We start from the raw sequence: 22785 nt of genomic DNA, 5'->3' as shown, positions 1-22785 counted from the left end.
GCCGGGTCAAGGATAGGGCTCCGGCTGCCTTGTCCCGGTTGCTTCACCCGCGTGCCACGATGTGTAGGTTCGGTGAAGCGGTCCCGATAATCGCAGGCAGGTGCGATTCACGCACCGCTTTTGCGCCGCCGCGCCCTTGGTGTTGTGCACTCGTTATGCCTGCGCCCCACTCGTCCACTGTGTCCAGGATGTCTCCTGGGGTAGCGCTCGGCGCGCAGAGGACTTATAAGCTTCAAAAATGGTCCTAAATTGGGCATTCTTCGCATGTGGTGACCTTGGATGTTCGGCCTCAGCTGCTCGATGCCCTGTCCGCCCTGCGCGACCGGGTCGCGTCCGTGCGTCTGCCGCTGCCCCTGCCCGGCGCCCCACGCGCCCGCCAGACCAGAGCCGAGCTGCTCGCGCAGCTCGACGACTACCTCGTACCCCGGCTGAAGGCGCCCGAGGCGCCGATGCTCGCCGTCGTCGGCGGGTCCACCGGAGCCGGCAAGTCCACCCTCGTCAACTCCCTCGTCGGCCGCCAGGTGAGTGAGGCGGGGGTGCTCCGGCCCACGACGCGCATCCCCGTGCTCGTCTGCCACCCGGACGACCACCACTGGTTCGCCGGGATGCGCGTACTGCCCGACCTGATGCGGGTCTGGGTGCCGCACGACGAGGACGAAGGACCGCCCGTCCCCCGCAAGTCCCCCCGCGACCCGGGACGAGGCGCCGTCGCCGGCCGACTGGTCCGCGAGATCCGCATCGAGACCGTGTCCACCCTGCCCCGCGGCCTCGCCATCCTCGACGCCCCCGACATCGACTCCCTCGTCGTCGAGAACCGCAACCTCGCCGCCCAGCTCATCTGCGCCGCCGACGTCTGGGTGATGGTCACCACCGCCTCGCGGTACGCCGACGCCGTCCCCTGGCACCTGCTGCGCACCGCCAAGCAGTACAAGGCCACGCTCGTCACCGTCCTCGACCGCGTCCCGCACCAGGTGCTCGCCGAGGTCTCACGCCAGTACGCCGCGCTCCTGACCCGGGCCGGGCTGGGCGACCTGCCGCGCTTCACCGTGCCGGAGCTGCCCGAATCGGCGGGCGGCGGCGGCCTGCTGCCCGCCAGCGCCGTCGCCCCCCTCTTCGCCTGGCTCGCCCACCACGCGCAGGACCCGGCCGCCCGCCAGTACGCCGTCGGGCGGACCGCCCTCGGGGCGCTCGACTCCCTCTCGCGGCGGATGCCGGAGCTCGCCTCGGCCGTCGCCGCCCAGCACGCCGCCGCCGTACGGCTGACCGCCGCCGTCGAGGACGCGTACAAGAAGGAGGGGAAGCGGATCCAGGGCCGCCTCGACCAGGGCGCCGTACTGGCCGGCGACGCCCTCACCCGCTGGCGCGGCTACCCCCTCGACACCAGCGCCGCCGAACTCCTCGACTCCCTCGCCGATTCCCTCGCCGCACTGGTCCAGTGCGCCGTGGCCGCCGCCGACGAGCGCATCGCCGAGGCCTGGAGGCGCGAACCGGCCTCCGGCGCCGTGACCCTGCCCGCCCCGGACAGGGAAGCGGGAGAACGCATCGGCATGGCCGTCCGGCGCTGGCGGCGCGTACTGGAGGAACTCGCCGAGGAAGAGGTCGCCACCCTCGACCGGCAGTCCGCCCCCGACCCCGACGGCGTCGCCGCCCTGCTCGCCGCCAACCTCCTCGGCGGCAAGCGGGCCCGCCCCGCGGGGGAGCGGCTCGCCGAACGGATCGGCGCCCAGGCCGCCCTCCGGCTGCGCGACCGGGGCGCCGAACTGGTCGGCGACCACCTCGACCAAGTGCTGCGCGCCGAACGCGACCGCCGGCTCGCCCCCCTCGAAGCACTCGAAGTGACCCCGGAACCACAGGCCGAGCTCATCGCCGCACTGTCCGTACTGCAGAAGGAGAGGTGACGCGGTGAGCGCCCTGACCGACCCGGACCGCGACCGCACCGAGGACCGCTGGGACGACGGACTGATCGCGCGCTCGCGCCGGGCGGAGGCGGACGGGGGCGAAGAGGGGATCGGCGAGGACGGCGACGACGCACTCGTACGGGCCGTCTCCGGCGCCGGCAGCGACGGCGGCAAATCGGCCACGCCCCCGCTCAGCGCCGAGGCCCAGGCCCTGAGGGCACGTCTCGACGCCCTGCGCCAGCTCGTCGGCCTCTCCCGGACCCGCATCCTCGACGGCAAGACCCTCGCCGAAGCCGGGCGGGTACTGGACGAAGCGGCCGCACGCCGCGGGCTGTCACCGCAACACACGGTCGTCGCGATCGCCGGCGCCACCGGAAGCGGCAAGTCCACGCTGTTCAATTCACTCGCCGGAGTGCAGATCTCCGAGACCGGGCTGCGCAGGCCGACCACCGCCGCACCCATCGCGTGCAGCTGGTCGGACGGAGCCGCCGGACTGCTGGACCGGCTGGAGATCCCGGGCCGACTGCGCCGCCGGCCCCGCGAGACCTCGGGGGCGGGGGCCCTGCGCGGCATGGTCCTCGTGGACCTGCCGGACCTGGACTCCGCGGTCGGCGCGCACCGCGACCACGTGGACCGCGTACTGGCGCTGGTCGACGCCGTGGTGTGGGTGGTCGACCCGGAGAAGTACGCGGACGCCGTCCTGCACGAGCGCTACCTGCGGCCGCTCGCCGGGCACGCCGAGGTCACCTTCGTCGTCCTGAACCAGGTCGACAGGCTGGCCGGCGAGTCCGCGGACCTCGTACTGGACGACCTGCGCCGGCTGCTCGACGAGGACGGGATCGCACTCGGCGAGCACGGGGAGCCCGGGGCCACGGTCCTCGGACTTTCCGCCCTCACGGGTGAAGGCGTCGGGGAACTGCGCGAGCTCCTCGGACAGTTCACCCAGGAGAAGGGCGCCGCGACCAGACGGATCTCCGCCGACGTGGACCGCGCCGCCGTGCGCCTGCGGCCGCTGTACGTGGCCGACGGGCACCCGGGGCCGGAGATCGGGGAGGCGGCGCGCACCGAGTTCGAGGACCGCCTCGCCGAGGCCGTCGGGGCGTACGCGGCCGGCCTCGCCGCCGAGCGGGCCTGGCGGCGCAACGCCGGGCGGGCGTGCGGGACGCCGTGGCTGAGGCTGTGGCGGTGGTACGAGGGCCGCCGCGCGCCCCGCACCCTGGCGGGCCTGGCCGCACTGGCCGTGATCGGCGGCCGGGGCGCCTCCAGCGCGCAGGCTCCCGTCGAGGAGGAGGTGACCGCGCGCCAGCGCGTGGAGCAGGCCGTACGGGCGGTCGCCGACGAGGCGGTCACCGGCCTGCCCGAGCCGTGGGCCCAGGCCGTGCGGGAGACCGCGGTGCGCGGCGGCGACCGGCTCCCGGAGGCTCTGGACGAGATCGCGGTGACCCTCGGCGCGGCGGTCGCGGTGCCGAACGCCAAACCCCCGCGGCCCGCGTGGTGGCCCGCGGCCGTGCTGGGGCAGGCGGCCATGACGCTGCTCCAGATCTTCGGCGGGCTGTGGCTGGTCGGACAGATCGTCGGGGTCCTGGAGCCGAAGCTGCTGCCGCCCGTGCTGCTGATGGTGGCGGGCATCATCGGCGGGCCGCTCGTGGAATGGGCCTGCTCGATCGCGGCCCGGGGCCCGGCACGCCGCTACGGGCAGGACGCGGAGCGCAAACTGCGCCAGGCCGCGGCCGGATGCGGGCGGGCCCGGGTGTTGGAACCGGTGGCGGCGGAACTGCTGCGCTACCGCGAGGTGCGCGAGCAGTACGCCACGGTCGCCGCAGGGGGGACGAAGTTGTCCACAACCCGTCAGTAGTCCACAGGCTCCGGCGGGTGTCGGCGCCGCGCCCCAGCATGGTCCGTAGCCCGTACGGATGGTCCGCACGGGCACGGTACGAGGGGGAGGGCGGCCGGGATGAACGACACCCAGGTGACGCTGGTGGGCTTCGTGGCGACGCGGATCGACTTCAGGGAGACGCCGGGCGGTCCGTCGGCGAGGTTCCGGTTCGCGGTGACGCCGAGGTACCTCGACCGGCGCACGGACACCTGGACCAACGGGGCGACGAGCTTCTACACGGTCTGGGCGCGGCGCTCGCTCGCGGTGAACCTGGCCGGCTCCGTTTCGGTCGGCGAACCGCTGGTGGTGCACGGGCGGCTGCGGGTGCGGGACGACCCCGCCGACGGGGAGCGCGACCGGTGGTTCTCGGCGGACATCGAGGCGACGGCCATCGGGCACGACCTCAACCTGGGGACCGCGGCCTTCCGGCGCGTGGTGAAGACGGAGACCCCGCTGATGCCCAATCAGAAGGCGGCGGTGGTCTGAGTGTTCGAGGCGGATAGGATTCCCCGGTACTCACGGGCACCTGGGTCTATTTCGGCCCGAAGGGGAAGACTGTGTCGATTTCCGTTCCCGCATCCTCCGCTCCTGATCCCGCTGCTTCCGTACGGGGTTCCACGCGCCGGCCGCTGGCAGTGGCCCTGCTGGCGGCGGCACTCACCGCCGCGCCCGGCGCCCGGGCGCTCGCCGACTCCGGCCCCGTGGCGCCCCGGACACCGGAGGGTGCGAGCGCCGTGCTGGACGGGCTGAAGACGTACGGGGCGGCGGTCGTGCGCTCCGGCGACGGATCCGTACGGCAGATCCCGGCCGGGCTCTACGAGATGCGGGTCGACGGCGGCGGCATGCTCCAGACGTACGGGGTGGGCGTGGCGGGCAACGCGCAGCCCCAGGCCCGGTACACGGAGAGCGGCTGGAGCGGCAGCCCGCTCGCCGGGAACGGGGACGCGGGCCGGATCCGCTGGGTCCTGGAGCACTCCTACCCCCAGCTGAACGACCTGGCCGGGCTCGCCAAGGCGGCCGGAGCCGGGGCGCTCACCGCGGAGAGCGCGGCGGCCGGTACCCAGGTGGCGATCTGGCGGCTGGCGGACAAGGTTCAGGTCGAGGCGGTGGACCCGGCGGCGGAGAAGCTCGCCGACTACCTCCAGAAGGCGGCCGCACGGCTGCCGGAGCCGCCGGCCTCGCTCGCGCTGGAGCCCGGCGAGGTGTCGGGGGCGGTGGGCACCCGGATCGGCCCGGTGACCGTGCACACCGGGGCGCGGAGCGTCTCCGTCGTGCCCGACGCCGCGGCGCTCGCGATGGGGGTGCGGGTGGTGGACGCCGAGGGGCGGCCGCTGGGCACCGCCGTCCACGGGACGCGGCTGTACTTCGAGGTGCCCGCCGGCACGCCCGACGGGGCGGCCTCGGTCACCGTCCACGGGGCGACGAAGGTGCCGGTCGGGCGGGTCTTCACCGGCGAGGTGCCGGCCCAGGCGCAGGTCGTGGCCGGCTCCAGCGAGTCCGCCTCCACGGCGATCGTCCACGCGCGGTGGCCGCAGCCCCAGGCCACCGGGACGGGCGCCACGGCCGATGCGGCGGGCCTCACGGCCCTCGGCACCCGCGCGGCCCCGGTCTCCCAGGCCACCCCCGAGGAGGAACGCCTGGCCACCAGCGGCAGCTCGGCGGCCACCCCGGTCATCGCCTCCCTGGCGGTGGGCCTGGTGGTCCTGGGCGGCGTCGTGGTCCTCCTGCTCCGCAAGCGCCCCCAGGACGAGGAGGAGGCCTAGCCTCACCGGCCTGCCGGAGGCCGTACCGGGCCTGTCCCGGCCGTGGCCGGCAGGGCCTCAGGGGTCGACGGGGGGCGGGCCCGCGGAGGCCGGTCCGGGATTCACTCCCAGGTCGGCGCGCATCGTGGAGCGCATGCCCGCCCACTGGACTCCCAGGTGCAGCAGGTCGTCGTGGACCTCTTGGAACGACCCGCCCTCGGGCCGGGGCCGGCCCTCCTCCAGTCGCATGGTGCGGCTGTACGCCTTGGCGAGTTCCTGCGTCATGGTGTCCAGCTCCGCCAGGACCGCGTCCGAGGAGACCATCTGCGCCTCGGCGAAGGCGGCGTGCATCGCGTGCCGGGCCTCTTCCAGCTCCGCCCGGGCCTCCGGGGTGACCTCGCCCTTGTGGGCGAGCCACAGGTACTTCATCAGCTCGGTGCGGTAGCGGCGGTAGCCGGAGTTCGCCGTCACGTAGCAGGCGCGCCGCTTGTCCACCTCGGCCAGGCGTTGCTCCCGCGCCCACTGGGCCTCGGCCACGCGCTGCTGCCGGTCGAACTGTTCCGCCTGGACGCGGCCCAGCACGCGCTGGGACAGGATCGGCGCGAGCAGGGTCCCCGTCACCGCGACGACCGCGCCGGCCAGGGCCAGCAGGGCGTTCTCCATCAAGCCTCCGTACAGATCATCGTCCGAGAGGCCGTGGCCCCGGGTCACATGGTCACCGGGTCATCCTGCCCGGTGATCATGTGACTCGGGTCGGATTCGGGGCCCACCGCCTCCGTTCTTGACCTGTACCTGACCTGCGCTACATTTCCGGCCATGAACACGGGTGGGGATCAAGACAAGGGCGCGATCGCAGAAGCTGCGGAGGTCGGAGAGGCCGCGAAGGCCACGACGGTCGAACTGGCGTACCGGCCGACCCCCGCGGACATGGCGGCGGGCATCAGGGCGCGGTGGCGTTTCACCCCCTCGGGGCGCAGGCAGCGGTGGACCTTCCCCCTGCTGGCGGCGCTCTTCTTCCTGATGGCCGCGAACAAGCTGCAGCACGGGATGAGCCTGGGCGACCGGGGCGTCTACCTGCAGCTGGTGATCGGCACGACCCTGCTCGCGATGGTCTTCCTCGGTCCGCGGCTGGGCGCCAAGAGGGTGCACAAGGCTCTGGTCGAGAAGCAGGGCGAGTTCCGTGCCGTGGTGACGGAGGCCGGAGTCACCGTCGGCTCCACCTCCTTCTCGCAGTCCCTGACCTGGGCGATGGCGCCGCGGTACACGGAGACCCCCGAGGCGTTCGTGCTGCTGAGCGCCGACAAGTACGGCGCGGGGATCACCGTCCTGCCCAAGCGGGGCACGCAGGACCCCGCCGACGTGGACCGGCTCCGGGCGTTGCTGGACCGGCACATCGAAAGGGTCGGCAAGACCCCCGCTCGGCCCGTGTGACCGTTGGCGGCCGGGGCGCCGGTCGAGCCGCCGGTCGGGCCGCCGGTCGGGCCGCCGGTCGGGGCCGCCGTTCGCGGACGCGGCGAGGGCCCAGCTCAGGGGCCCTGACCATACGGGTTTCCCCCGGGGGATGGACGTACGGCAGTATGGGGTGTATCTGCCCACCATCGATCTGCCGGACGGTTTCTCTTGGCTGAGTTCATCTACACCATGCGCAAGACGCGCAAGGCACACGGCGACAAGGTCATCCTTGACGACGTCTTCCTGAACTTCCTGCCCGGCGCGAAGATCGGTGTGGTCGGCCCGAACGGCGCCGGTAAGTCCACCGTCCTGAAGATCATGGCGGGCATCGAGCAGCCGTCCAACGGTGACGCCTTCCTCTCTCCCGGCTACTCCGTCGGCATCCTCATGCAGGAGCCGAAGCTCGACGAGTCCAAGACCGTCCTGGAGAACGTCGAGGACGGCGTCGGCCCGATCAAGCAGAAGCTCAACCGGTTCAACGCGATCGCCGAGGAAATGGCGACGAACTACACCGACGAGCTGATGGAGGAGATGGGCAAGCTCCAGGACGACCTCGACCACGCCAACGCGTGGGACCTGGACGCCCAGCTGGAGCAGGCCATGGACGCCCTGGGCTGCCCGCCCGGCGACTGGCCCGTCACCAACCTCTCCGGTGGTGAGAAGCGCCGCGTGGCCCTCTGCAAGCTGCTGCTGGAGGCCCCCGACCTGCTGCTCCTCGACGAGCCCACCAACCACCTCGACGCCGAGTCCGTGAACTGGCTGGAGCAGCACCTCGCCCAGTACAAGGGTGCCGTCGTGGCCGTGACCCACGACCGCTACTTCCTCGACAACGTCGCCGAGTGGATCCTCGAACTCGACCGCGGCCGCGCCCACCCCTACGAGGGCAACTACTCCACCTACCTGGAGAAGAAGGCCGAGCGCCTCAAGGTCGAGGGCAAGAAGGACGAGAAGCGCGCCAAGCGCCTCAAGGAAGAGCTGGAGTGGGTCCGCTCCAACGCCAAGGGCCGTCAGGCCAAGTCCAAGGCCCGTCTCGCCCGCTACGAGGAGATGGCGGCCGAGGCCGACAAGATGCGGAAGCTGGACTTCGAGGAGATCCAGATCCCGCCGGGCCCGCGTCTGGGCTCGATCGTGGTCGAGGTCAACAACCTCTCCAAGGCGTTCGGTGACAAGGTCCTCATCGACGACCTGTCCTTCACGCTGCCGCGCAACGGCATCGTCGGCATCATCGGCCCGAACGGTGCCGGCAAGACCACGCTCTTCAAGATGATCCAGGGCCTGGAGACGCCGGACTCCGGCGAGATCAAGGTCGGCGAGACCGTCAAGATCTCGTACGTCGACCAGGGCCGCGCCAACATCGACCCCAAGAAGACCCTCTGGGCGGTCGTGTCGGACGAGCTGGACTACATCAACGTCGGCCAGGTCGAGATGCCGTCCCGCGCGTACGTCAGCGCCTTCGGCTTCAAGGGCCCGGACCAGCAGAAGCCGGCCGGCGTGCTCTCCGGTGGTGAGCGCAACCGCCTGAACCTCGCGCTCACCCTCAAGCAGGGCGGCAACCTGCTGCTCCTCGACGAGCCCACCAACGACCTCGACGTCGAGACCCTGGGTTCGCTGGAGAACGCGCTGCTGGAGTTCCCCGGTGCGGCCGTGGTCGTCTCCCACGACCGCTGGTTCCTGGACCGAGTGGCCACGCACATCCTGGCGTACGAGGGCGACTCGAAGTGGTTCTGGTTCGAGGGCAACTTCGAGTCCTACGAGAAGAACAAGATCGAGCGGCTCGGCCCGGACGCCACCCGTCCGCACCGCGCCACCTACAAGAAGCTCACCCGAGGCTGAGGCCGGAACAATCATGGCCAGACACCACTACCGGTGCCCTCTGCGTTGGGCGGACATGGATGCCTTCGGGCACGTCAACAACGTCGTCTTCCTCCGCTACCTGGAGGAGGCACGGATCGACTTCATGTTCCGCCTCGCGCCGGGGGAGGGCAGTGAGTCCTTCACGGGCGGCTCCGTCGTGGCCCGCCACGAGATCGACTACAAGCTGCCCCTCGTGCACCGCCACGAGCCGGTCCTCATCGAATCCTGGGTGACCCGGATAGGCGCCGCGTCCCTGACCATCCGCTACGAGGTCAAGGACGAGGCGACCGAGGACGCGCCCGAGACGGTCTACGTGCGCGCCGAGACCGTGGTCGTCCCGTACAACCTCGCCGAGGGTCGGCCCCGCCGCATCACCGCCGAGGAGAGGCACTTCCTGGAGGAGTACCTCGACAAGCCGAAGGCGCCCGAAGCGGCTTCCGAAGGGCGCCTCGCGGCATGAACGAGCAGTTGCGCTTCGCCGACTCCGGGGAGGCGGCGGACCTCGCCGCCTTCCTGGGCCGGCTGGTGCACTACGACCGCGCCGCCGCGGTCCGCCTCCAGGCGGGCGGCGGCGCGCTCGCCGTCTTCGGACGGCCCCCGTCCTTCGAGGTCCTCGCCGTCCGCACGGTTCGGCTCGCCGAGCCGGTCGCGGCGCCGCTGGACCTGACGGTCTCCGCCGGTGAGTTCCTGGAGCACGTGGACGAGGCCTCGGCCGCGGCCGCCGTGCCCGGCGCCGTCACCGGCCCGCCCTGGACCGGTCTGCTCCCGCCCCGCGGCGGCTGGCAGCAGGTACCCGGGCTGCCCGGACCGGAGGAGATGCGGGCGGCCGTCTCGGCCGCCGTCGCCGAGTTCAGGGCCCGTGACGAGGCGCTGCCCCCGCAGCACCGCACCCGCTCCGAGCGAGACCGCATCGGCCGCGACATCTGGTCCCGGACGCTGGGCGACACCGAACTCCCGCTGCGCGCGGTGCACGCCGCGCAGTCCCTGGGCTTCCTGCGGCCCGTCCGGTCGGCGGTGCCCGCCGGCGGGCCCGCCGGCGACCCACCCGCCCCGGTGGCCCTGCTGGCCGCCGGGAGCTGGCTGCGGCTGCGCACCCCGTACGGCTCCGTCGCCATGCGCCGCCCCGGCGCGACCGGCGGCCTGGGCGCCCTCCAGGTCCGTCCCGTCTAGACCCGTCTCCTCACGACGCGCGCACCCCCTCGCATTCCGCTCGGGGGTGCGTCTCGTCGTCCGGATCAGCCCGCCGTGTTGATCATCGAGGCGGCCGCGTACGTCAGGTACTTCCACAGCTGGGCCTCGTGCTCCGGCGCCAGCCCCAGCTCGTCGAGCGCGACCCGCATGTGCCGCAGCCAGGCGTCGTGCGCCGCCGAGTCCACCTGGAACGGGGCGTGCCGCATCCGCAGCCGAGGGTGGCCGCGATGTTGGCTGTACGTGGTCGGGCCGCCCCAGTACTGCATCAGGAACAGCGCGAACCGCTCCTCGGCGGGGCCGAGGTCCTCCTCCGGGTACATCGGGCGCAGCAGCGGGTCCTCTGCGACCCCCTCGTAGAAGCGCCGGACCAGGCGGCGGAAGGTCTCCTCGCCGCCCACCTGCTCGTAGAAGGTCTGCTCCTGAAGCGTGCCCCGCGGAATCTCGTTCACCCGACCATCGTCTCAGACGCCCGGACGGAGGACCGGGGCCCCGGGGCCCATCCCCGGACCCACCGCCCCGCCCCGCAGTCGCCTCCCGGGCGCCCGCGCAGCACAGTGGAGACATGGGCGCACACACCTCACGCACCACCGCGGTACGGGACCTGCGGGAGACCGCCCACGCCGCCCAGGTGCGGGAGCTGACCGCCGCCGGCGTGCTGGAGGACCCGCGCTGGCGGGCGGCCTTCACCGCCGTGCCCCGGGACGTGTTCGTGCCGTACTTCTGGACCGGCCGCGGCGCCGGGCACGAGCGGCTGTGGGCCGAGGACACCGACCCCGAGCGGCGGGCTCGCTGGCTGCGCGGCGTCTACGCCGACACCCCCCTCGCCACGCGGCTGCGCGACGGCCGACTGGTCTCCTCCAGCAGCCAGCCCTCCCTGATGGCGAAGATGCTGGCGGCCCTGGAACCGGCCGACGGCGACGACGTCCTGGAGATCGGCGCCGGCACCGGCTACAACGCCGCCCTGCTGTGCCACCGCCTCGGCGACGAGCACGTCACCACCGTGGACCTGGACGAGGAGATCACCGAGTCCGCGCGGACCCACCTGGCCCGGCTCGGCTACCACCCGGCCGTGGTCACCGGCGACGGCGCGCGCGGCTGCCCCTCCCGGGCCCCCTTCGACCGGATCATGGTGACCTGCACGCTGCCGATGATCCCCGTCGCCTGGCTCGGCCAGTGCCGGCCCGGAGCGCGGATCCTGGCCCCGCTGTCGACGGGACTGATCTCCCTCACCGTCCGGGACGCCGGCTTCGCCGAGGGCCGCTTCCTGCACACCCCGGCCTATTTCGTCCCGCTGCGCGGTGCCACGGCGGCGCCCCCGCCCACCGAGATGGTGGAGGGGCACGGGCTCCCGTACGAGATGGTCGAGAACGAGCGCTTCCAGTTCATGCTGGTGCTGACCGACGGCGTACTGCACCCCCGCGAGGCCTTGGACCTGTGGCGCCGCGAGGACCGCCCGGGCCGCGAACGCTTCGGAGTCACCGTCAGCGCCGACGGCCAATGGTCCTGGCTGGACGACCCCCAGGGGCCCTACGTATGGCCCCTGGGGGAGGGCTGAACCGACCGGGGGCCGGCCCCCCGATCAGCCGCGGCGGATGGTGATCGTGGTCCAGGCGCCCACGTGGACGCGGTCGCCGTCGGCGAGCGGGACCGGGACGTAGGGCTGGATCGGCTCCTCGCCGCCGTTGATGGTGGTGCCGTTGGTGGAGTTCTGGTCCACCACCGCCCAGCTCTGGTCGGGCTGCTGGACGAGCACGGCGTGCGCGTGCGAGACGCCCGGGTCCTCCGGGGGCACCGACAGGTCGATGTCGGGGGACTCGCCCGTGGAGGCGCGGCGGCGGCCGATGGTGATCTGGCCGCCGGCGAGCGGGAGGTGCTGCTCCGGGGAGTACGCGGGCAGGTTGAGCCCGGCCGCCTCGGGGCCGCTGCGCTGCATCATCGCCATGAAGTACGAGCGGTCGGGGCCGATCGTCGCGGTCCAGGCGCCGCCCTGCGCCGGGAACGGCTGCTGCGGGGACTGCGGCTCCCGGTAATGGGGCGTGAACTGCTGCGAGGGCTGCGGCGGCACCTGGTGCTGCTGGTACTCGTGCTGCTGCGGAGCCGGTGGAGCCGGTGGAGCCGGGGGCGCCTGCTGGTACTGCTGCGGCGCGGGCTGCTGGTACTCCTGCGGCGCCTCGTGCGCGGGGGGCGGCAGCATCCAGTCGTCCTCGCGCTGGAGCGGCTCGGCCGGGCGGTTCACCCGGGACGGCCGCGAGCCCTGGTACTCGAAGTGGTCCTGCGAGTACGCCGGCGGTGCCGGAGCGGGCGGCGGCGGGGGAGGCGGCGTGGCGCCGGTCCGGGGGCCTGGCCCGGCGGTGGCCGTCCGCGTCAGGAAGTTGTACCGGCACTCCTCGCAGAACGGGGCCATGGCCTCGCGCGGGGTGCGGCACTCCGGGCAGAGCTCGGCCTGCATGGTCGCGGCACCACCGGTCGGGGGGAAGCCGTAGCCGTAGGAGGGGGCCGCGGGCGGAGTCTCATGGGCCGCCATGCGGTGGCCGCACACCTCGCACCAGTCGTCGGAGGCGGACTGGTGCCCGTTCGGGCAGGTCGGCATGACGGCGCTTCCCCCTTCTTCTCCCCGCGGTCTTCGCCGCAGGTCTTCTCAGGTCTTGTCAGGTCTTCTTCACTCGGACGGTCTGCGTCGAGCGCGTTTCGAGGGTCATCTCGTCGGCGTCGGCGACCTTCGCTTTCAGCCGCACAGTACCCGTCACCGCATCCACGACATCCACCACCTTCGCCAGAAGCTTCGCAGTGTCGGCGTTTCCGGACGCACCGGCCAGCTGTACGGCGCGTCCGAGCTTGGCCGTCGCGCCTTCGACATCGCCCAGTTTGCGTGCTTCGAGGCCCTGCTGGATAGCCTGCGCCAGCTCCGCCTGCCCCGTGTAGTGCGCGACCTGCGGGTTCATGGCCGTGGACGCTGCCAGATCGTCCGTCCACACCGCCCGAACCAGCCCCTGGGCGAGCGTGGTCACCGGTTCGCCGGGCCCCGCCCCCGGGAGGACGAGGGAGGCGCGGGCCGCCAGCATCTCCTGGCCCACGGAGGCGGTCGGGACGCGGACGCACACGTGGTACTCGCGGGACTCGTCGCCCCACGAGCCGGTCGGGTAGTCGCCCGCCCGGGGCCCGGCCTCGGTGCGGCGCGCGGTCAGGTCCTGGACGGTCGGCGCGACCTGCTTCACGTACTGGATCTCCACGCCGACCGGGGTCCACAGGCGCAGCGCGACGTCCGCGACCTCCTTGCCCATGACGTTCTCCATCATGCGCGTGAAGTCCTCGGCGAGGTGGGCCGGATCGGCCACGATGTCGGCGGAGCCGAGGAGCGCGCTCGCGATGCCGGTGACCTCCTTGACCTCCCAGTCGGTGCCCACCCCGCGCGCGTCGCAGGTGAAGCGGCCGGCGCAGGCGTCGAGGGTGGCGCGGAGCACCGCCGGCTCCTCGTGCTCGTTGCGGCCGTCGGTGAGCAGGATGCCGTGCCGGATGGCGGCGGAGGACTGGCGCAACAGGCCGTCGGCGAGGCGCAGCCAGGTGCCGATGGCGGTGCCGCCGCCTGCGCTCAGGCCGCGCAGGGCCTCCTTGGCCTGGGCCCGCGTGGTCGGATCGGCGACGGCGAGGCGGCCCTGGCCCGGGTAGACCTCCTTGGCCACGTGCGTACCGGCGACCACGGCGAACGAGGTGCCGTCGCGCAGGGTGTCGATCGCGGCGACCGTGGCCTCCCGGGCACCGCGCATCTTGTCCGGCGGGTACTCCATCGACCCCGAGCAGTCGACCATGATGACGACGGCGGCCGTGCCCTGCGCGACGCTCGCCCGAGTGGCGGCGGCGCCGCCGGTGGCGGTCACCGTGACGATGGCGTGCACCTCCCGCCCGCCCTCCGGCAGGAACTCGTTCTGGTACACCTCCACGCCGAAGCGCGGCGCGCTCGGCTTGGCGAAGTTCGCCATCGACTGGACTCCTTGAGGGCTCGGGCGGGGCGGGCGGGGCGGGCGGAGCAGGGTGGAGCGGGCGGGCGGGCGCTTGGGGCCGGTCAGGCCTGGGGGCGCGCTTCCGCTTCCGTATCTGTCCCGGACTCCGCTTCCGCATGCGCCTGTTCCTGTGCCCGCTCCGGCGGGAGCGCGGTGAACGGGACCACGGCCACGGTCACGTTGTCGTGCCCGCCGCCGTCGAGGGCGTGGCCCACCAGGACCTGCGCACTGTGCAGCGGGCGGGTGGCGGCGTCCGCGGGCAGCACCTGGGCCATCTCCCGTGCGGACTCCGCGTAGTTCCACAGGCCGTCGGTGCAGACCACGACCACCCCGGGGTGGTCCGGCTTGAAGGTGGCGGTGTGCGGTTCGAGGTCGTACGCGTCCGCCCCGAGCCAGCCGGTGATGGCGTGCGCGCGGACGTCGGCGTACGCCTCGGCCTCGCCCATCAGGCCCGCGGCGACCATCTGGGCGGCCCAGGAGTCGTCCTCGGTGAGGCGGCGCGGGACGGCGGCCCGGTCGTCCGGCACCCAGTAGGCGCGGCTGTCGCCGACCCAGCCGATGGTCAGCAGACCGTTGCCGACGACGGCGCCGACCAGGGTGCAGGCCGGGGCGTTCTGTGCGCCGGGGACCTCCGGGGCCAGCGCGTTCACCGCCGCCGCGGCGGCGAGGATCGCGGAGTGCATGGCCTCCTGCGGGTGCGCGCCGCGGGGGAGCGCTTCGAGCAGCGCCTCGTTGGCGGCGCCCGCGGCGGCGGCCGACGCCTCGTCGGGGCGGCTGGCGGAGGAGACGCCGTCGCAGACGATGGCCACGGTGGCGGTGGAGCCGTCGGGCAGGGCGGTGGCCGCCACGGCGAACGAGTCCTCGTTGCGGTGGTGGCGCAGGCCGCGGTCGCTGACGGCGGCGACGCTGCCGAGCTCCTCCTCCAGGTGGTCCCGCTCGCGCGGCTGCGCGTGCCCGCAGTGCTCGCAGTACCCGTCGGTGTCCACGTGGCCGGCGCGGCAGGCGACGCAGGTCTTGCCGGTACCAGTACCGGTACCGGTGCCGGTGCCCTGCGGGGCTTCGGCGTAGGGGGCCTCGGCGTACGGGGCTTCGCGCTCGGCGCCGCCACCCTCGTACGGGGCCCCGTGCGGGGCCTCGTGCGCGGCCTCAGGCGGGGCTTCGTACTGGGCCTCGTACGGCACTTCGGTGCGGGGCGCTTCTCCGTACGGGCCTTCGGCCATGCCCCAGGCGGTGCCCTCCGGGGGAGTGCCGCCGCCGGGCAGGTCGTACCTGGCCTGCGGTCCCTCCGGCCCGCCGCCGTGCGCGTGCTGCTCGGCCGGGCCGCCCGGGACCCAGGCCGGCTCGGCCGGCGCGTCGACCAGGGTCGGCGCGGCCGAGGTCACCGCGCCCCAGCCGGGGGCCGGAGCGGCGTAGCCGGCCGGAGCCGGCACGGCGGGCGGCGCTGCCGGGACGGGCGGCGCCGCCTGAGCCGCCTGCGCCACCACGGCCGGGGCGGCCGGTGGCGCAGGTGGGAGCTCGACCGTCGGGCGGTCCGCGGACGCCGCAGGTGGAGGCGCGGTGACGGCGTATCCGCAGACTCCGCAGAAACGGTCACCCTCCTCCAGCGGTTCCGCGCATTTGGGGCAGCCCGACGGCCGATGCATCGACATCACTCACACCCACGTCCGGGGACGGAAACGGTTTGCCCGTTCCACCAGTTCGATCCTCTCCTCGCCCCGCTGCGCCAGCCGCGCGAGCACGCGGTACGAGCGCTCCAGCCCGAAGCGCAGGCCCCGCTCGTCCAGTTGACTGCCGAGCAACGAGGTCCGACCGGGGTCGGAACCCCGGCTACCCGACAGTACCCAGTCCAGGGCCGAGCCCAGAACTTCGGTGGCGAGCCGTTCGTGGCGCTCGGGGTCCAGACCGAACCGCCGCAGCGCCTCCACCTGCTCGGCGGCGGCCGTCAGATCGGTCAGCAGCGGCTCCTGCGGGGACCGGTCGCGCAGACGTGCGCGTACGGCCGCCACCCGGGCGGCGGTGTAGTGGATGGACGCCTCCGGTACGGATTCCAGCGTGAGCACGGCTCCGTCCCGGTCGCCGGACGCCAGTTGGACCCGTGCCAGACCGAAGGCCGCGCTGACGAAACCCGGATCGGTGCTCCACACCAGGCGGTAGTACTCGGCGGCGTTGTCCAACTGGCCCAGCACCTCGGCGCACAGACCGAGGGCCAGCTTCGGCGCGGGCTCGCCCGGGAAGGCGTCGTAGATCGCGTCGAAGGACAGGGCCGCGATCTCGTCGTCCCCGGTGGCGAGGGAGGCGATGCCGCGGGCCCAGACGACGCGCCAGTCGTCCGGGTGCAGATCCTCCAGGTCCGTCAGCGTGCGGGACGCCTCCGACAGTTCGCCCAGTTCGAGGTGGGCCCTCAGCCGGCGCAGCCGCAGTTCGGCGGAGTCGGCCGGCGCCGCGCCGAGGGCGACGAGGAGCTCGCCGGGCGCGGAGGCCAGCAGGCCGGCCAGGAACCCGGCGTTGGGATCGCCCGCGTCCACGAGCGGCACGGGCAGCGCGAGGGCGGTCCCGCGGGTGTCGAGCGGTCTCGATTCCACGGAGGGGGCCGGGGACACGGGCATCGCCCCGGGCCGGGTCACCGGCGTGGGCACGGCGGCCGGAGCCTGCCGCGGCCCCGGCACGGCCGCCCCCGCCACATGCGTGGCGGTGGTCCCGATCCCCGGCCCGTCCCCGCCGGGGAGCGGCGCAACGCCCCCGGGCACGGGACCCCACGTACCGGGCGCCCCCGCGGCAAGGGGGGTTCCGCCGGGCGCGTGAGCCCCGCCAGGGCCCGCCGACCCCGGTGCGGGAGCGCCGTAGGGCAGAGCGGTTCCGCCGGGCGGGGTTCCGACGGGTGCCTGCGCCCCCGGGCCGGTCGCCCCCGCGGGCAGCGGGGTGCCGCCGGGCGGGGTGCCGGGGCCGGACGGGCTCGTTGCCGTACCGGGCGCTCCGGCCGGGCCCGGGGCGCCCGCCGGGAGCGCGCCGGCCGGACCGCGGTTCAGGAGGCCGAACAGGCCGCCGCCCCGACGGGAGGCGACCTCCCGCAGGCCCAGGCGGGAGACGGACCGGTCCGCCGCGTCCGCGAAGAGCCGGGTGTCCGGGACCCGGGTCTCGGGGCCGAACAGCGTCGACAGCTGCGGCCGCGGCCGGCCCGTCTGGAGCGCGACCACCTCCCGCAGCACACCCGTCAGCTGGTCCGCCATCTCCTGCGCGGACGCGAACCGCCGCCCCGGGTCCGGGTCGGTCGCCCGGACCAGCAGCCGGTAGAAGGACTCGTACCGCTGGAAGACCTCGATGTGCTCCGGGTCCGGCAGCGAGTCCACGAAGATGTTCGTATAGCCCTGGAAGTCGAAGGTCAGCACGGCCAGCGTCCGCGCCACCGTGTACAGGTCGGAGGCCACCGACGGCCCCAGCTCAGCCACTTCCGGCGCCTGGTAGCCCACCGTGCCGTATATGGCCGACTCGTCGTCGTCCATCCTGCGCACCGCGCCCATGTCGATCAGCTTCAGCTGGTGCTGCTGCTGGATCGCGTTGTCGACCTTGAAGTCGCAGTACAGGAGATTGCGGCTGTGCAGGTGCCCCAGCGCCTCCAGCGCCTCGATGCCGTACGCGCACGCCTGCTCCACCGGCAGTGGATCGCGCCGCCCGTCCGGCCGGCGCCGCTCGTTCGCGATCTCCTTGAGCGATTTGCCGCCGACGTACTCCATGACGATGTACCCGTCCAGCGAACCGGTCCGCTGGTCCAGGTGCTCCACGAAGTTGTAGATCCGCACGATGTTGGAGTGCTCGATCTCCGCGAGGAAGCGCCGCTCCGATATCGCGGCCTCCATCGCGTCCTGGTCCCCGGTGTCCAGCAGGCCCTTGAGGACCACCCAGCGGTCCGAGACCGCCCGGTCCACCGCCAGGTACACCCAGCCGAGCCCGCCGTGGGCCAGGCAGCCCGCCACCTCGTACTGGCCGCGGACCACGTCGCCCGCGCGCAGCTTCGGCACGAAGGAGTACGGGTGCCCGCACTTCGTGCAGAACCCTTCCGTCCGGCCGGGCCGGTCACCGCGCGCACGGCCCACCGGCGCCCCGCAGTCCGAACGCGAGCAGAACCGCTTGCGCTCCGGCACCTCCGGGTTCTCCAGGACCGCCGTCGAGGGATCCGGCCGCGGCACCTCGGGCACCTTGACCAGCCCCGCGCCGAGCTGGTTGCGCCCCGACGCCGAGACGGACAGGCCCGTACTGCGCACCGACACCGAACGGGTGGACGCCGCCCCCGACAGCGCGCGCGACAGCCGCCCGGACACCGAGCGCCGGGACGACGAGGACCGCGACGAACGGGAGGAGCGCGCCGACGTCGAGGTCGAGGACGAGGAACGCGAGGAGCCGGATCCCTGCGAACCCTGTGAACCGTGCGAACCCGCCGCGCCCCGCGCCGCGCTCGTCATCGCCGTCGGCGGCGACACCAGCTCCTCCGCGCCCGCCAGGGCCGCGCCCACCGGCGCCAGTCCGCAGGTGTCGCAGTACAGGTCGCCTTCGCCCATGTCCTCGTACGTGCCGGGGCAGCCGGGGCGCAGGCATGCCGTTCCCACCAGGCTCATGCGCCGTCCTTTCCGGGAGTCTCCGCGGCCTGCAAGGCCTCCGCCGTCGCCTGCTGGTAGCGCAGGACGGCCTGCTCGGCCACGCGCAGATCGCAGGGCGCGCTCCACAGCATCCGCCGGGCCGTGTCGTACCGTTCCATCAGCAGAGGATCCTCCGCCATGCCGTGCCGTGCCACCTTCGCCTTGTACGCGTCCAGCCGCCCGCGCAGCTCCGCCCGCACGGCCAGGGGAGCCGTCACGGCGGTCAACGATTCACGGGCCCTGCGCAGTTCCTCCTCGGCCCGTTCCTCCAGGGATTCCAGCAGCGGCGAGAGCCGGTGCCAGCGCGCGTGGCGCCGGTGCTCGGCCGCCGCCGCGAGCTGTTCCTGGAGCACCGTGGGCGGGCCGCTGACCGCGGGCACCTCCGACGCCGCGATCTTCGCCAACACCTCGCCGCGCGCGGCCCGCGCCTCCGACAGGGTCCGGTCGGCCCGCGAGAGCACGTCCCGCAGGCTGATCAGCCGCTGCTCGGCGTCCTGCCGGACGTCCAGCACCGCCTCGACCTCACGGCGTACGTCCTCCAGCGCGAGCGCGGCCCGGTCGTAGCGCCCGGTGTCCGGGCGGCCGCCGCCGGGGGCCGAACTGCCCGTCGCCGGCTGCCAGAACGCCAGCGGGTCGGCGATCACGCGGGCCCGCAGCTCCGTCAGCTCGGCGGTGATGTCCTCCAGGTCGTCGCCCGACGGGTGCTCGCCGGGGCGGACCCCCACCGAGTGGGCCAGCGAGCGGGTGCGGTGCAGTTCCGCGGCGAGCAGGTCGATGCGGGCGGGCAGCGCCGACCACACCGCGTCGGCGGCCACCACCACGTCCAGCGAGCGGGCGTACAGGTCGTTCATCCGGGCCACCAGCTCGGCGAGCGAGAGCCGCTCGGCGAGCGCGGCGCCCTCCGTCGCGGCGCCGGCGATCAGCACGCCCGGACCGCGCAGCCGCTCGGTCAGCTCGACGAGGTCCTCGCGGTTCGGCCATCGGCGCCGATCGCGGATCTGCCGGGCCGCGGTCAGGGCCCCGCTGTAGGCGTCGAAGTACGTCCACAGTCGGGTGATGTCGGCCTCGGCGGCCGCCCAGCGCTCCTCGGTGAGCCCGGTCAGCCCGGCGCCCTCCAGCAGCCGGCGCCCGGCGTGGTCCTGGAGGGCGAGCAGGGACGTCTCCACGGCCTCGTGCTCCGCGCCGAGCCTGGCCAGGGCGCGGTCCACGCCGTCCCTGTCCATCACCGCCGATCCGTCTTCCACCGACAGCGCCTCCACCGATCGCCCCTCTCGTCCCTCCGTGTCGGAATCCGCCGCCACGGGCCTCAGCCGTCCCGGTACTTGGGCGCCGGCGGCGCGGTCACTCCGGGCAGCACCCCTTCGAGGTGCTTGCGGTAGGAGACCATCCACGGACTGTTGGCGCCGCCCGCCCGGTAGCCCTCCAGCACGTTGTTGACGCGGCGGACCAGGTCGGAGGCGTTCTTGTTCATCGCGACACCGTAGAACTCCCGGGTGAACGGGGAGCCGACCAGTCGCACGGCGGGGTCCTGCGCGGCCTGGCCGGCGGCGAGGGCGTTGTCGGTGATGATCCCGTCGACCTCGCCCAGCTGCAGCCGGACCAGGCAGTCCAGCTGGTTGGGCACGGTGACCGCTGCCGCGCCGTACGACTGGGCCTTGAGCGAGGCCTCCGCCGTGGAACCGGCGGCCACGCAGATCTTCCTGTCCTTCAGCGAGGTGTCGTACCCGGTGATCGGAGAGCCCTTGGGGGCCAGCACCTGCTGCCCGGCCTCGAAGTAGGCCGTGGAGAAGGCCACGTCCTCCAGCCGCTTGCAGTTGATCGTCATGGTCCGCACGACGATGTCGACGCGGCCCTCCTGGAGGGCGGGGATGCGCTGGCTGGTGGGGATGGCCCGGTAGATGACCGCCTTCTCGTCGCCCAGTATGTCCTTGGCGATGGCCTTGACCAGGTCGATGTCGAAGCCGTCGAGGCGGCCCTGGTCGGACGGGTCCTCCGGGCCGGTCCCGCCGGTGGTGGTCTGGTTGCGGTAGCCCCAGCGGAAGCTGTTCTGGTCCACGCCGGCGACGAGCTTGCCGGCGGCCTTGATCCGGTCGATGGTCGGCCCGTCCACGGCGGACGGGCGCAGGCTCGCCTCCGGGTCCTGGCAGGTGTCGGAGGGGGCGGCCGGGGCCACCGCCATCGAAGCGGGCCCGCGGTACACCCCCGGGCGGCCGGAGTCCGGTGAAGCCTGGGTCAGCGGCAGCAGCACTGCCGCGGCCGTCATCGCGCAAGCGGCGGCCATGGCGGTCACCCCGCCCCACCCCCGCAACCGGGTCCGTGCCGCCCGCGGAGCGTGGACCGGCCCGTCGGGTCCACCGCCGTAGTGGCCCTCACCGCCGTCGTACCCGCCGTGTCCGTCGAAGCCGCCCGGGCCACCGCTGCCGTACCCGCCCGCGCCGCCGGGACCGGCCGCGCCGCCGTGACCGCTGCCCGTGGCGCCCGTGCCATCCGGACCGGCCTGGCCCGCGGCGGCGTCGGTGCCCGCGCCGAGGGGGCCGCGGGGTGTGCGGCCCTCGAAGCCCTCGGAGACCCGCCTCGCTCGTATCCGCATCGCGCTCACCTGTACTCCGAAAGCCTGCGCCCGATACCGAGCAGCGCCGCCGCCGCGCCGACGACCGCCAGGGCCGCCGAGCCCGTCACCAGACCGCCCAGCGCACCGAGCCCGTCCCGGGCCGCCCGGGTGAACTCCTGCTGTTCGTGGGCCACCGCCTGCTCCAGGGAGGCGTCCACCGTGTCGAACGCGGCCCCGCTGGTGTCCTTGTGCTGCGCGTCCCCCACGACCTGGGTCAGCGCGGCCTCGAAGTCACCCTTCAAGTCCGCGTCCCGGGCCGCCGCGTGCCGCTCCCGCCACTGCTTCGCACCGTCCACCGCGCGACCCACCGGCTCCCGGCCGGCATCGTCGTCGGCGAGCCGCAGCGCCGTGACCAGTCCGGTGTCCAACTGCTTCATGTTGGAGGTGAACTCCACGTCGTACTTGTCGGACTTCTTGTCCTCGGCCAGTACGGCGCCCCGCGCGACCAGCGTCAGGTTCTCCGCGGCCCGTGCCTGGAGCGAGGCGATGCGCGCGTCGTTCAGCACCTTCAGCGACTCCTGCCCTTCCGACCGGGCCGAGCTCAGGTCCGACCGTGCCACCGTGTGCCCCACGGCCAGCCACAGCAGGACCACCACCGACGCGGCCGTCGCGGCCAGCAGACCGTGGTTGAAGACCCGGTTCGTCCGACGGTAGTTGCGCCGCTGCGCCCACACCAGGGCGGCGAGCGCGACCAGGCCCAGCCCGAGCGAGACCAGCGGCCACGCGCGGGCCTCGTCGTAGTCCGTGTACAGCCGGTCCGTCTCCGACTCGTACAGCCGCTGCGCCGCGGGCAGCAGCTGCGTGGTCATCTGCTCGTTGGCGTAACGGAGGTAGGCGCCGCCCAGCGGCATGCCCTGCCGGTTGGTGGCCCGGGCCTGCTCTATCAGTCCGGTGTAGCGCGGCAGTTGCTCGCTCAGCAGGGCGATCTGGGCGCGCGAGTCCTCGTTGCCGCCGGTGTTGGCGGCCGCGTTCACCAGCAGCTTGGAGGCGTTGGCGATGTCCGCCTCGTAGCGCCGGCGGACCTCGCGCGGCTCCTGGGCACCCAGCAGGAACCCGCTGGAGGAGGCCGTGTCGGCGTCCGCGAGGGAGCGGTAGATGCTCGCCGCGTCCGCGCTCAGCGGCTGGCTGCGGCCCACGACGTCGTCGGCGGCGGTGGAGCGGCCGGAGATCTCCCACACGCCGACCACGCCGAACAGCAGCACCAGGGCGGCCAGTGCGGCGCCGATGATCCGCAGCCGTCCCGGCTCGGTCGTCGCCGCGCCGCGCAGCCGTTCAACGCCCTCGGCCCAGGCGGTACCCCGCCCCGGCGGCCCGACCGGAGGCGGTCCCGACGGACCGGCGGGCGGCACGGGGACACCGCCCCCGGGCGCGGGCGCGCGTGATGTGATCGCCACCGTGACCTCCCCCTCGGTCCTGTCCACTGTCCGGAGCAGTATGGCGCCAGTGTCGGCCCGCCACACCACCCGGTGCTCCATCTCGGACGATCCGACCCCCCGGCGCGCCCGCCACCCCTTCATCGTCAATACGCGTAC

18 protein-coding genes are annotated in these 22785 nt (G+C 73.7%); 9 read left to right on the top strand and 9 right to left on the bottom strand.

Features of this window, described 5'->3' with window-relative positions; translation table 11 throughout:
* Positions 1 to 275: 275 nt before the first annotated feature.
* From ACFYYJ_RS14195 to ACFYYJ_RS14180, 4 genes are all read left to right on the top strand, one after another.
* Positions 276 to 1898: a dynamin family protein gene (locus ACFYYJ_RS14195; RefSeq protein WP_389132042.1), complete on the top strand. Its 1623-nt coding sequence runs from the start codon at positions 276 to 278 to the stop codon at positions 1896 to 1898.
* Positions 1899 to 1902: 4 nt separating this feature from the next.
* Complete coding sequence (locus ACFYYJ_RS14190; protein WP_389132040.1) at positions 1903 to 3753, top strand: GTPase; 1851 nt, start codon at positions 1903 to 1905, stop codon at positions 3751 to 3753.
* A 99-nt stretch (positions 3754 to 3852) separates the two neighbouring features.
* The gene (locus ACFYYJ_RS14185) at positions 3853 to 4260 is read left to right on the top strand and encodes a single-stranded DNA-binding protein (protein ID WP_384591782.1); all 408 of its coding nucleotides are present in this window, start codon (positions 3853 to 3855) and stop codon (positions 4258 to 4260) included.
* Positions 4261 to 4331: 71 nt separating this feature from the next.
* Positions 4332 to 5537, top strand: coding sequence for a thioester domain-containing protein (locus tag ACFYYJ_RS14180; protein ID WP_389132037.1), 1206 nt, complete (start codon positions 4332 to 4334; stop codon positions 5535 to 5537).
* 57 nt (positions 5538 to 5594) lie between these two features.
* Here the strand turns inward: ACFYYJ_RS14180 and ACFYYJ_RS14175 are convergent, their stop codons facing one another.
* A complete protein-coding gene (locus ACFYYJ_RS14175; RefSeq protein ID WP_385361028.1) occupies positions 5595 to 6179 on the bottom strand; it encodes a hypothetical protein in 585 nt (194 codons plus the stop codon).
* A gap of 153 nt (positions 6180 to 6332) precedes the next feature.
* Here ACFYYJ_RS14175 and ACFYYJ_RS14170 point away from each other — a divergent pair, with 153 nt between their 5' ends.
* The 4 genes from ACFYYJ_RS14170 (at position 6333) to ACFYYJ_RS14155 (ending at position 9992) form a co-directional block, all read left to right on the top strand.
* Entirely contained in the window at positions 6333 to 6947 is a 615-nt protein-coding gene (locus ACFYYJ_RS14170) for a YcxB family protein (protein ID WP_389132033.1), read from the top strand.
* 189 nt (positions 6948 to 7136) lie between these two features.
* Positions 7137 to 8801: an energy-dependent translational throttle protein EttA gene (ettA, locus tag ACFYYJ_RS14165; protein WP_389132031.1), complete on the top strand. Its 1665-nt coding sequence runs from the start codon at positions 7137 to 7139 to the stop codon at positions 8799 to 8801.
* 13 nt (positions 8802 to 8814) lie between these two features.
* Entirely contained in the window at positions 8815 to 9282 is a 468-nt protein-coding gene (locus tag ACFYYJ_RS14160; RefSeq protein WP_385129474.1) for an acyl-CoA thioesterase, read from the top strand.
* Complete coding sequence (locus tag ACFYYJ_RS14155; RefSeq protein WP_385361034.1) at positions 9279 to 9992, top strand: hypothetical protein; 714 nt, start codon at positions 9279 to 9281, stop codon at positions 9990 to 9992. The genes ACFYYJ_RS14160 and ACFYYJ_RS14155 overlap by 4 nt, the downstream gene beginning before the upstream one ends.
* Before the next feature lie 65 nt (positions 9993 to 10057).
* On the opposite strand, the gene ACFYYJ_RS14150 is transcribed toward ACFYYJ_RS14155, so the two are convergent.
* Positions 10058 to 10462: a globin gene (locus tag ACFYYJ_RS14150; RefSeq protein ID WP_384590862.1), complete on the bottom strand. Its 405-nt coding sequence runs from the start codon at positions 10460 to 10462 to the stop codon at positions 10058 to 10060.
* Positions 10463 to 10575: 113 nt separating this feature from the next.
* Between ACFYYJ_RS14150 and ACFYYJ_RS14145 the strand changes: the two genes are divergently transcribed.
* The gene (locus ACFYYJ_RS14145) at positions 10576 to 11568 is read left to right on the top strand and encodes a methyltransferase domain-containing protein (RefSeq protein ID WP_389132026.1); all 993 of its coding nucleotides are present in this window, start codon (positions 10576 to 10578) and stop codon (positions 11566 to 11568) included.
* A gap of 24 nt (positions 11569 to 11592) precedes the next feature.
* Here the strand turns inward: ACFYYJ_RS14145 and ACFYYJ_RS14140 are convergent, their stop codons facing one another.
* The 7 genes from ACFYYJ_RS14140 to ACFYYJ_RS14110 form a co-directional block, all read right to left on the bottom strand.
* On the bottom strand, positions 11593 to 12603 hold the full coding sequence (locus tag ACFYYJ_RS14140) for an FHA domain-containing protein (RefSeq protein ID WP_385361036.1): 1011 nt from the start codon (positions 12601 to 12603) through the stop codon (positions 11593 to 11595).
* Positions 12604 to 12661: 58 nt separating this feature from the next.
* Positions 12662 to 13990 carry a VWA domain-containing protein gene (locus tag ACFYYJ_RS14135; protein ID WP_389132023.1) on the bottom strand — a complete coding sequence of 443 codons (1329 nt, stop codon included), beginning with the start codon at positions 13988 to 13990 and terminating at the stop codon, positions 12662 to 12664.
* An 83-nt stretch (positions 13991 to 14073) separates the two neighbouring features.
* Positions 14074 to 15660 (bottom strand): protein phosphatase 2C domain-containing protein, encoded by a 1587-nt coding sequence (locus ACFYYJ_RS14130; RefSeq protein ID WP_389132021.1) that lies wholly within the window; start codon positions 15658 to 15660, stop codon positions 14074 to 14076.
* Between the two features lie 3 nt (positions 15661 to 15663).
* The gene (locus ACFYYJ_RS14125) at positions 15664 to 18621 is read right to left on the bottom strand and encodes a tetratricopeptide repeat protein (RefSeq protein WP_389132018.1); all 2958 of its coding nucleotides are present in this window, start codon (positions 18619 to 18621) and stop codon (positions 15664 to 15666) included.
* Entirely contained in the window at positions 18618 to 19865 is a 1248-nt protein-coding gene (locus tag ACFYYJ_RS14120; RefSeq protein WP_385361046.1) for a hypothetical protein, read from the bottom strand. Before ACFYYJ_RS14120 ends, ACFYYJ_RS14125 begins: the two co-directional genes overlap by 4 nt.
* 83 nt (positions 19866 to 19948) lie before the next feature.
* The gene (locus ACFYYJ_RS14115; RefSeq protein ID WP_385129505.1) at positions 19949 to 20923 is read right to left on the bottom strand and encodes a glutamate ABC transporter substrate-binding protein; all 975 of its coding nucleotides are present in this window, start codon (positions 20921 to 20923) and stop codon (positions 19949 to 19951) included.
* 314 nt (positions 20924 to 21237) lie between these two features.
* Positions 21238 to 22647, bottom strand: coding sequence for a hypothetical protein (locus ACFYYJ_RS14110; RefSeq protein WP_385361048.1), 1410 nt, complete (start codon positions 22645 to 22647; stop codon positions 21238 to 21240).
* Positions 22648 to 22785 lie beyond the last annotated feature (138 nt).

This window comes from Streptomyces sp. NPDC002467 (genome assembly GCF_042889825.1).
Lineage (GTDB): Bacteria > Actinomycetota > Actinomycetes > Streptomycetales > Streptomycetaceae > Streptomyces.
The sequence above is the reverse complement of the archived record's forward strand: the minus strand, read 5'-3'. Positions and strand labels throughout refer to the sequence as shown.